The 10,137-nt window shown below is 64.9% G+C and carries 10 protein-coding genes; 7 read left to right on the top strand and 3 right to left on the bottom strand.

Going from position 1 to position 10,137, the window contains the following annotated elements; all coding sequences use genetic code 11:
- The 7 genes from VLE48_02795 to VLE48_02765 form a co-directional block, all read left to right on the top strand.
- Positions 1–221 (top strand): hypothetical protein (locus VLE48_02795; protein ID HSA91912.1); only part of this gene is annotated, 221 nt, incomplete at its 5' end.
- 14 nt (positions 222–235) lie between these two features.
- On the top strand, positions 236–1,336 hold the full coding sequence (gene nagZ / locus VLE48_02790; protein ID HSA91911.1) for a beta-N-acetylhexosaminidase: 1,101 nt from the start codon (positions 236–238) through the stop codon (positions 1,334–1,336).
- A 10-nt stretch (positions 1,337–1,346) separates the two neighbouring features.
- Entirely contained in the window at positions 1,347–2,513 is a 1,167-nt protein-coding gene (locus VLE48_02785; protein ID HSA91910.1) for an anhydro-N-acetylmuramic acid kinase, read from the top strand.
- Positions 2,514–4,088 carry an ABC transporter substrate-binding protein gene (locus VLE48_02780; protein HSA91909.1) on the top strand — a complete coding sequence of 525 codons (1,575 nt, stop codon included), beginning with the start codon at positions 2,514–2,516 and terminating at the stop codon, positions 4,086–4,088.
- Between the two features lie 48 nt (positions 4,089–4,136).
- Positions 4,137–4,664 (top strand): hypothetical protein, encoded by a 528-nt coding sequence (locus VLE48_02775; GenBank protein HSA91908.1) that lies wholly within the window; start codon positions 4,137–4,139, stop codon positions 4,662–4,664.
- Between the two features lie 25 nt (positions 4,665–4,689).
- Complete coding sequence (locus VLE48_02770; GenBank protein HSA91907.1) at positions 4,690–5,493, top strand: TIGR00282 family metallophosphoesterase; 804 nt, start codon at positions 4,690–4,692, stop codon at positions 5,491–5,493.
- Between the two features lie 32 nt (positions 5,494–5,525).
- The gene (locus tag VLE48_02765) at positions 5,526–7,343 is read left to right on the top strand and encodes a tetratricopeptide repeat protein (protein HSA91906.1); all 1,818 of its coding nucleotides are present in this window, start codon (positions 5,526–5,528) and stop codon (positions 7,341–7,343) included.
- Positions 7,344–7,388: 45 nt separating this feature from the next.
- On the opposite strand, the gene VLE48_02760 is transcribed toward VLE48_02765, so the two are convergent.
- The 3 genes from VLE48_02760 to VLE48_02750 all read right to left on the bottom strand — a co-directional run.
- On the bottom strand, positions 7,389–8,546 hold the full coding sequence (locus VLE48_02760; protein ID HSA91905.1) for a P1 family peptidase: 1,158 nt from the start codon (positions 8,544–8,546) through the stop codon (positions 7,389–7,391).
- A 90-nt stretch (positions 8,547–8,636) separates the two neighbouring features.
- Positions 8,637–9,083 carry a hypothetical protein gene (locus tag VLE48_02755; GenBank protein HSA91904.1) on the bottom strand — a complete coding sequence of 149 codons (447 nt, stop codon included), beginning with the start codon at positions 9,081–9,083 and terminating at the stop codon, positions 8,637–8,639.
- Positions 9,084–9,734: 651 nt separating this feature from the next.
- On the bottom strand, positions 9,735–10,137 hold a 403-nt coding region (locus VLE48_02750), incomplete at its 5' end, for a hypothetical protein (GenBank protein HSA91903.1).

Here is a 10,137-nt window from a genome sequence, read left to right as displayed (position 1 = left end):
GGGCGCGGGAGGTCCTCGACGAGCATGAAGACGCCGAACAGCGGGTGAGCGACCACCTGACCGCCGCCGGTGAACGCGAGGCTGGGGCCGGGCGGCAGCTCACCATCTTCACGCCCCTTTCTGACAAAGTGGTGGAGCGGTTGCGGCAGGCGGAACTCGACCGGCTGACGCCTATCGAGGCGCTGAAGCTGCTGTATGAGCTGAAGAAGGAGCTCGAGTAACGGCTGACTTTCACGTGCCCACCAAGAGCGCCAACGACCTCCGCAAACAAGTCGGGCAGTTGCTGATTCTCGGCTTCGAAAGGACAGAGTGCGACGCGCGGCTGAGCCGCTTGCTGCGCGATCTGCGGCCGGGCGGAGTGATCCTGTTCGCGCGCAATATTGCGGATGCGAGGCAGACGCATCGGCTGCTCAAAGATTGCGAGGCGACGGTCGGCGGGCCGTTGTTCCGCTGCGTCGATCTCGAAGGCGGGACCGTGGACCGGCTCCGGGAAGCGATTGCGCCGACGCCTTCGGCCGCGGAGGCGGCCGCCACCGGCAACCGGAGATTGTTCCGGCGCCATGGCCGCCTGCTGGGAGAGGAGGCGCGCGCGCTGGGCTTCAACGTGGACTTCGCCCCGGTTCTCGATCTTCGGCTTCCCGCCTCGCAGAAAGTGCTGGGGACACGGACGGCGTCCACCGAGCCGGCGAGGGTGGTCACCTACGCGCGCGAATTCCTCAGGGGACTCAACGCGGCAAAGGTGCTGGGCTGCGGCAAGCATTTTCCCGGCCTGGGCGCTGCGAGCCTGGATTCGCACTTCGAGTTGCCCATCATCAAAAAGCCGTGGCGCAGGCTGTGGGCGGAAGACCTGGTACCGTACCGGCAACTCAAGAACGTCCCGTCGTTCGTGATGGTCGCCCATGCAGCCTTTCCGGCGGTCACGGGAAACCGGACGCCGGCCTCGATGTCGCGCAAGTGGATTGAGGACGTTCTGCGCAAGAGAATCGGCTATCGCGGCCTGATCGTTTCCGACGACCTGGAGATGGGCGCCGCGCAGGCGGCAGGCTCCATCGAAGACGTCGCGGTAGCTGCCGTACGCGCGGGCGCCGACATGTTTCTGGTCTGCCGCAAGGAAGACCTGGTGCGGCGGGCGTGGGAAGCCGTGGTACATGAGGCGGAAAGGGATCAACGCTTTGCGCTAGAGGTCGAGCAGTCGGCTGCACGGGTGATGGCCAGAAAGCGGCGGGCTCGGGAGTTGCGCGGGTTGGCTCCTGCTCCGGATAGGAAGAAGGTGGAAGGGCTGCGGAGGGCCGTGGCGGGGTTGTGGAAACAGGTCCATCGGGAGCTGGCTTTGTGAAGGCAGCACGATGATCGTTGCGGGCGTGATGAGCGGGACGTCGGCGGACGGCATCAACGTGGCCGTGGTGCGCCTGACGGGGCGAGGGTGGAAGACGCGCTTCTCGCTGGTGAAGCATGAGCGCCATCCTTATCCGGACGCGGTACGGCGGGCGGTGCTGGGAGCGATGAATGCTCGCGCCGCCGCCGTAGCCGACCTGGCGCGGCTGAACTTCCTGCTGGGCGAACTTTACGCCGAGGCGGTGCAGAAGACGGTACGGCGCGCCGGCCTCGCGGGCGTCGAACTGGTGGGTTGCCACGGGCAGACGCTCTACCACCAGGGCCACCCGGCACTGTTTCTGGGCAGGAAGGTCGCGGCGACCTGGCAGACCGGCGAAGGAGCCGTGCTCGCGGCGCGGGTGGGCGCGCCGGTGGTTTCGGACTTCCGCCCGGCGGATATGGCGGCGGGCGGGCAAGGCGCGCCTCTGGTTCCCTTCCTCGACTACCTGGTGTACCGCGACCGACGTGTGGGGCGAATCGCGCAGAACATTGGAGGCATCGCCAACCTGACGGCGATTCCGGCAGGAGCGGAACCCGAGGATGTCATCGCGTTCGACACCGGGCCGGGCAACATGGTGATCGATGCATTGATGCAGCGGCTCTATGGCCGGGCGTACGACCCTGGCGGACGTGCCGCAGGGCGCGGACGCGTGCGCGAGGACGCGCTCGAAAGGCTGCTGGCGCATCCGTTCTTCGGCCGGCGGCCTCCGAAAACGGCGGGGCGGGAACAGTTCGGACGCGAGTTCGTGAGCGGGCTGCTGAGACTCTGCCGCGGGGCCCGCAAGGAAGACATCCTGGCGACGGCGACGGCTCTGACGGCGCGCTCCATCGGTCTGGCTGTGGAGGGGGTGGTGTTAGCCACAGAGGGACAGAGACGCAGAGCAAAGACGCTCTACCGGGATTTTGTGGTCTCAGGTGGTGGGACGAAGAACCGCACGCTGATGAAGATGCTGGCGCAGGAGTTGGAACCCTTTGGCCTGCGCCTGCGGCGATCGGACGAGTTCGGCGTACCGGCGGAAGCCAAGGAAGCCATGGCGTTTGCCGTGCTCGCCTATCAGACCTGCATGAGCCAGCCGGGGAACCTGCCGGCAGCGACGGGAGCGAGAAGAGCGGTAGTGCTGGGGAAGGTGAGCTTCTAGTTGCGAGCACAGAGTACCGAGCCGCGAGGGAGAACGGGCAAGACGCCCCGAACCTTTTACCGTCACGCGCCGCTCCTCGCGGCCATTTTCCTGCTGGTCTTCACCTCGTCGTGCACGAGCAAGCCCGACGCCGACACGCTGGTGATGATCATCGAAAGCGCGCCACAGAACCTGGACCCGCGGGTGGGAACGGACGCGCAGTCGGAGCGCATCGGCGCGCTGCTGTTCGACGCCCTGCTGGAGCGTGACCAGCACTTCCAGGTGCAGCCCCACCTGGCCGTGAGCTGGGAGATCCCCGACCCGCTGACCTACGTGTTTCATCTGCGCCGCGGGGTGCGCTTTCACGATGGCCGGGCGCTTACCTCGCGCGACGTGAAGTGGACCTTCGACTCCGTGCGTGACGGCACACTGCGCACCCCCAAGGCCTCGACCTACCGGTGGATCGAACGCATCGAGACGCCGGACGATGCCACCGTGGTCTTCCACCTGCGGGAGCCCTACGCGCCGCTGCTGTGGAACCTTTCGGGCGGCGCCATCGGCGTCGTTCCCTATGGCAGCGGGCCGGAACTGAAGACGAAGCCGGTGGGCAGCGGGCCCTTCCGCTTCGTCAGCCTGGCGCAGGACAAGGACGTGGTGATCGAGCGCAACGACGACTACTGGGGGGAGAAGCCCAGGGTGAAGCAGGTGCGCTTTGCCGTAGTGCCCGACACCACCACCCGGGTGCTGGAGTTGGAGAAAGGCTCGGCCGACGTCGCTATCAATGCGCTGACCGCGGACATGGTGGAGGCGCTGCGGAGCGAAGGGCGGCTGCGCATCACCGAAGGACCGGGGACGATCTACGCCTACATCGCGCTCAATCTCGAGGATCCGGTCCTCAAGGACGTGCGCGTGCGTCGCGCGCTCGGCTATGCCATCGATCGGCGGCCCATCCTGCACTATCTGTGGCGGGACCTAGCACGGCCAGCCGAGAGCCTGCTTCCGCCCGAACACTGGGCGTTTTCCGCCGAAGGCGCGAAGTACGACTACGATCCGGAGCGCGCACGAAGGCTGCTGGACGAAGCCGGTTATCCGGCGTCCAGCAACGGAGTGCGACTCCGCCTGACCATGAAGACCTCTACGGAGGAATCCACCCGGCTGCTGGCGGCCGTATTGCAGCAGCAGTTGCGCGCGGTGGGCGTCGAGCTGGAGATCCGCAGTTACGAGTTCGCGACCTTTTTCAGCGACGTGACCCGAGGCGCCTTCCAGGTGATCTCGCTGCGCTGGATCGGGGGCAATGAAGACCCGGACATCTTCGAGCACGTCTTCCACTCGGCGAGCTTCCCTCCCAAGCGGGCGAACCGCGGGCACTACGCCAGCCCGCGCGTGGACGCGCTGATCGACGAGGCGCGGCGCACTCCCGATAGCGAAACCCGGCGGCGCCTCTATGCCGAGGTGCAGCGCCGGATCGCCGAAGACGTGCCCTACATCCATCTCTGGTACCTGGACAACGTGCTGGTGCACTCGCCGCGGGTGAAGGGAGCGCAGGTCGCCTCTTCGGGAAACTACGACTTCTTGAAGACGGTAGAGCTGGAGTAAGACAGTTCCAGTTTCAGGTTTCCAGTGCAAACGAAGCTTGACGAACTGATGCCCCGCTTTGACGTGCGGGCGCGCTACGAGGCGCGCGTCGAAGCCTCGCCGGAGCGGACGCGCAGTGCGCTGCGCGAGACCGATTTTTCGCAGATGCCGCTTACCCGGCTGCTCATGGGGCTGCGTACGCTGGGTTGTCGGCCGAAGGTGCCGGTCTCGCTCACGCCGGAGGAACGGCTGCGGGCTGCCGGATTCGTTCCGATACCGAGCGACTCCGAAGAGGAGACTCTGATGGGCGTGGTGGGCCGCTTCTGGCGGCCGGATAGCGGAGTCGTGCACGGGCTCACGGCAGAAGAGATCGTGGCCTTCGAGAAGCCCGGCTACGCGAAGGCGCTGTGGAACTTCACGGTGACGCCAGAACCCAGCGGCGGTACGCGCCTGGCGACGGAGACCCGAGTGCTCGCATTGGGAAACTCAGCGCGCCGGAGATTCCGCGCCTATTGGTTCGTGGTGGGGCCGTTTTCCGGGCTCATACGCAAGGAGATGCTGCGCGAGGTGAAGCGGCGGGCCGAGGCCTCTCGCTGAAGGCGCGTGGTACCATCGAGCGGCGATGCGCATCCTGTTCATCGGCGACATCTTCGGGCGGCCGGGGCGCGGCATCGTGCGCGACCACCTGGCGGACCAGGTGGCCCAGCGCAAGGTCGACCTGGTGATCGCCAACGCGGAGAACGCCGCCGCGGGCTTCGGCGTGACGCCTTCGATCGCGGAAGAACTGCTGGGCCTGGGCATCGACGTGCTCACCACCGGGAACCACGTCTGGGACAAGCGCGAGATCGTGGAATACCTGCAGTCGGCCGATGGCAACGCGACCAGCGCGGCCCGGCGCGTACTGCGTCCCGCGAACTATCCCGCCGGCACGCCCGGATTCGGCATCTACGAGGGCGCGACCAGGGGCGGCGTCGCCTACGCGGTTCTGAACCTGCAGGGGCGGGTGTTCATGGTGGACAACGACGACCCGTTCCGCGTCGCCGATCAGCTGCTGAAGAGTGTCCGCGCCAAGGTAGTGATCGTGGACATACACGCGGAGGCGACTTCGGAGAAGATCGCCATGGGCTGGTACCTGGACGGGCGCGTGACCGCAGTGATCGGCACCCATACCCACGTGCCCACAGCCGATGAGCGCGTGCTCCCGCAGGGCACGGCCTACCTGACCGACGTCGGCATGACCGGTCCCTACGACAGCGTGATCGGCGTGGAGAAGCAGAAGGTCCTGGAGCGCTTCCTCACCAGCATGCCGGCGCGCTTTGAGCCGGCACGGGGCGACGTGAGGCTGTGCGCCGCCCTCATCGAGTGCGATCCGGCAAGCGGCAAAGCGAGTGCGATCGAACGAGTGGTCCTGAGAGGGGAAAAATAAGGACACAGGAAGCGGGTCGCAGGCCGCAGGAAATGCGCAGAGTCTTGATCATCGCTTTGCTCCTTTTCGCTGCGCAGGTGGCGAACGCGGGAGAACCCTGTGACGCCGTCTGCAAGCAGGCGAAGAAGGACGCACGCACCGCGGAGAAGAGCTTCCGCAAGGGCCAGAAACTGGCCGAGAAGGGCAAGACGAAGGAGGCTCTGGCCCTGCTCGATGAGGCGGTGCGGCTGCAGCCCACCAGCGCCACCTATGTGACGACGCGGGAGCTGGTGCGCCTGGCGATCGCGCAGGAACACCTGGTGCGGGGCCAGGAACGGCTGGAAGCGAAAAGATATCAGGAAGCCATCGCCGAGTTCCGCACCGCGCTGGAGCTGGATCCCGGCAACGAGGTAGCGCGCGAACGGCTGCGCGGGGCCCTGTCGGAGATCGCGGGTACGGACAGCGTGGATCCGACCGCGGCCCTGCTGCAGAAACATTCCCTGCTCAAGATCGTGGCCGACTCGCGCGAGGTGACGGTCGCGCCGCGCCCCGGGCGGCGGGACTTCCACTTTCGAGGCGCGGCGCGCGACCTGTTGAAGAAGGTGGGCGCCGAGTACGGCCTGACGGTGGCGATGGATGATTCCGTGCCCGGCACCAGTGTGCGCTTCGACCTGGAGCAGGCGGATTTCGAAACCGCGATGGACCTCGCCTGCCGCGTGACCCGGACGTTCTGGGTGCCGCTGGCCGCCGGACAGATCCTGGTGGCCCAGGACACGCAGACCAACCGCCGGCAGTTTCAGCCCGTGGCGCTGCGTACCTTCGAGCTTCCCAACCTGACCAGTGCCGCCGAGATGACCGAGTTGGTCACGGTGCTGCGCTCGGTGCTGGAGATCCGCGCCATCACGGTGAATGCGGCCAATGGCCTGATCACGGTGCGCGCGCCGCTCTCGCAGGTGGAGGCCGCGACCCGCTTCCTGGAGGAGCTCGTCTCCGGGCCGGCGCAGGTGATGCTGGATGTGAAAGTGTTCGAGGTGGACCGCACCGTGGTCCGCGAGCTGGGACTGGACCTGCCCCTGCAGTTTCGCATCTTCAATCTGCCATCGGAAGCGCGGCAGTTGCTGCAGTCGGCCGGCGGACAGAGCGTGATCGACCAGTTGATCGCTTCCGGCGGGCTGAACCAGGTGGACCCGGCGGCGATCGCGGCGCTGCTGGCGCAGTTGCAGCAGGGATCGGTGCTGACGCAGAACTTCGCGGTGTTCGGAGGAGGCATCACGCTCACCGGAGTCACGCTGCCGCCTCTCACCCTGAACCTGCAACTGAACGAATCCAATCTGCGCCTGCTGGAGCACGCTTCCTTGCGCGCCGCCCACGGCAAAGAGACCACGCTGCGCATCGGACAGCGCTTTCCCATCCTGAACGCGAGCTTCAGCCCCATCCTCAACAGCCCGGCGCTCACCCAAGTCATCCAGAATCAGAGCTTCCAGACGGCCTTCCCTTCCTTCTACTACGAGGATCTGGGACTCAACATCAAGGCCACTCCCTACGTGCAGGGCGGCCAGGATGTGGCGCTGAAGCTGGAACTGGAACTCAAGGCGCTGAGCGGACAATCGCTGAACAGCGTCCCCATCCTGAGCAACCGGCTGTACACCGGCAGCCTGACGGTGCGCGACGGCGAGACCGCCGTGGTGGCCGGCATGGTGACGCAATCCGAGCAAAAGGCGTTCAGTCGCGTCCCCGTGCTGGGCCACCTGCCGGTGCTCGGCCGCCCCTTCTCCAACGAGAACCTGGAGAGGAAAGAGAATCAACTGCTGGTGCTGGTGACGCCCTACATCGTCAACCTGCCGCAGTCGGCGATGGTGGCCGTGCCGTAAAGGCAGGTGTCAGGTCGCAGGTGACAGGACGCGGGAAAGCCAAACCTATTTCTTCTCGACCAGGCGGTTGTATTTCTTCAGCACCTGGCGCAGGCGGTCGTGAGGCAGGGCGATGACGGTGTGGCCGTCCGCGCCGGTCATGGTTTCGGCGGCGACCAGGGCGTTGACGATGGCTTCTTCGGTGGCCTCGACCGTGGCGGTAAACAGCGGCCCCATGCTGTCGTTGGGAAGCATGGTGAGGGTGCGCGTGCCCTTCGTTTCCGCCGCGCTCGGGTTCGCGGTCGAGAAGGCGATGAAGATGTCACCCGAGCCGTTGCCGCTGACCGAGCCCATGCGCCCCAGGGCGAGCGAAACGCGGCGCGCCAGGCGCTTCAACTGGTGCGGCAGGAGAGGGGCATCGGTGGCCACCACAACGATGATGGAGCCATTCTCATCGGAGTACACCGAGTGGTCGCGAATCTCGCGGCCCAGGGGAACGCCGGCGATGCGCAACTGGTCGCGCAACCCGTAGTTGCACTGCACCAGCACGCCCACGGTGTATTCGCCCGCTGTTCCCCGCTCAGCTTTTTCGCTCAGCTTGCGGGAAGCGGTCCCGATGCCGCCCTTGAATTCGTGGCAGATCATGCCCGTGCCGCCGCCCACATTGCCCTCGGCCACCGGGCCGGAGCGCGCCCCGTCCAAAGCTTCAAACGCATGCTCAGGTTTTACGTGGAAGCCATTGATGTCGTTGAGATAGCCGTCCCAGGTTTCGGCGACCACCGGGAGCGACCACCAATAGCCCTCGGTGTCCTTGCGTCCGAGCTTCACGCGATAGGCGACCACGGCGTCGCGCACCACGCCCACGCTGTGGGTGTTGGTGATCATCACCGGGCCTTCGAGGAATCCCGATTCCTCCAGCCACGTCGTGCCGGTCATCTCGCCGTTGCCGTTGAGCGAGAACCAGGCGCCGAATACCGGGTCGGAGTTCTCGCGGCCGCGCGGCAGGATGGCCGTCACGCCGGTGCGCACCGGGCCCTCGCCCACTTTGAGCTTGCCTTCTCCACGGATGATGGTGCTGTGGCCGACCTCGACCCCGGCCACGTCGGTGATGGCGTTCAGCGGGCCGGGCGTGCCGTCAAACGGCACTCCCAGGTCACGGGCGCGGGGCTTGGACTGCGCGAAGACGGAAGTCGCGAGCAGCAGCACGACGATAGCACGGCGCATGGGAACAAGGGCCTCCTGAGGAAGGCACATTGTAAAGGAAGGGCTGGCGGCTAGCGCAGAACCGCAGCCAACGGTCTTTGGAGTTGGGAATCAGCGCACCGTATTCTGGTCTTGAGTGGCCTTGCGATACTGTTCTTGCACGTACGCCCTTGTCTCGCGAATCCTCGTAACCAGTTCGGGATCCGTTGCTGCCATCTCCAGCCAGTTGAGCACAAACAGAGCGGTTTTTGGCTCGCGATCGGCTTTCTCGCTCACGATCTTCGGAGCGCCGAATGACAAGTGAACAACCACAAGTGCGCGTTCCATTTCGACCGAGCTCAGCTTCCTACCGGCGATGACCTTGGTGAGCGCCACACAGCCTCGGTCTCCCATCCTGCTGAGCTGCTTATCTACGTTACCCTCTATCCATACGCCCGGCATCTTCGAGTCGAGCATGGCCCGAACAACAGTTTCCGGCTCGCTTTCCACCGTCTGCGCTGCACAAAACGACCAGCAGATGACAACAAGGATCGTGACCCTACGAATCTTCACGTCCACTGCCTCCCTCCTACCGTGATTTGGAAATGTCAGAATTATTCGTGATGGAACCGTGTCCGAACCCAGCTCCGTTGTTGAAGGGGGCCGTCACCGTAAACGTTTGTGACCGGACCGAATAAGAAGTACTGCCCACGATTGTGGTGACATTCTGCGTCGCAGTGGGCCCTGGAGCTATCGTCCGTCGTCTAGTTCACTAGGAAAGCCGCCCCAAACACGCCTTCTTGCCCACATCTGCGCTCATGGTACGACCACACGCCTCTGCCTCGTACCAGCACGAAAGCGTTCAGCGCTTGGCGCACGGTCACGCCGCGATATGTTTGCAACCTGGTCCCAGTTTCCTTCCGCTCAACCCCTGGCTTCGGAAGGCTCCCGGGCCCCAATTCAATTCTTCCCAGACGCAGTTTGAGCTCTTCAGCACGCGCGCGGACTTCCGGGCTCTCGAAGACTCGCTGCAAGAGCAACGAGGGCGCCATCTGGTCGTCAATCTCGAGCAAAGCAAGCTGGGTTTCCAGGAGAGGTGGAGCACCGCTGGCAGGAACCACATTCACAACGCTGTCGCGCACTTCCCACCGATAAGACGGGAACAATACAGCAAGGGAGTCGAGCGCATCTTTGAGCGAGGACCCTCCTCCAGCCAACTGTTGGACCTGCTTACTCCCTCAAGGCGCTCTTGATCATGGACCGGAGGCCCTCGTCGTCAGTTTCATGGGCGATTACTTGCAAGGCGGCCCGCGCACGAATCGCAGTCTCGTTTTTCGGCTTATCCAAGGGTCGAATCAGCACAGCAACTGCCTCCGCATTGCGGATGCGCTCAAGTCCAGCAATCGCACTTCCTACAGTACGGTAGTCCTCCAGAGCTTCCTCCAAGAACTGCACAGCAACTGGATCATCAACATAGCTGAGGGCTTCGGTTGCCTCCATAGCAGCTCGAACCGAGCCAGCTTGCTGCGCGCGGGTTAGGAGACGACGACATGACGCAATCAACGCATTGGCGTCTCTCGGCCCTATCAGAACGCTGCCAGTGAACGAATCGCTCGGAATTTGATTCGCGCCC

This window comes from Terriglobales bacterium (assembly GCA_035454605.1).
Taxonomy (GTDB): domain Bacteria; phylum Acidobacteriota; class Terriglobia; order Terriglobales; family Acidobacteriaceae; genus DATMAB01.
The sequence above is the reverse complement of the archived record's forward strand: the minus strand, read 5'-3'. Positions and strand labels throughout refer to the sequence as shown.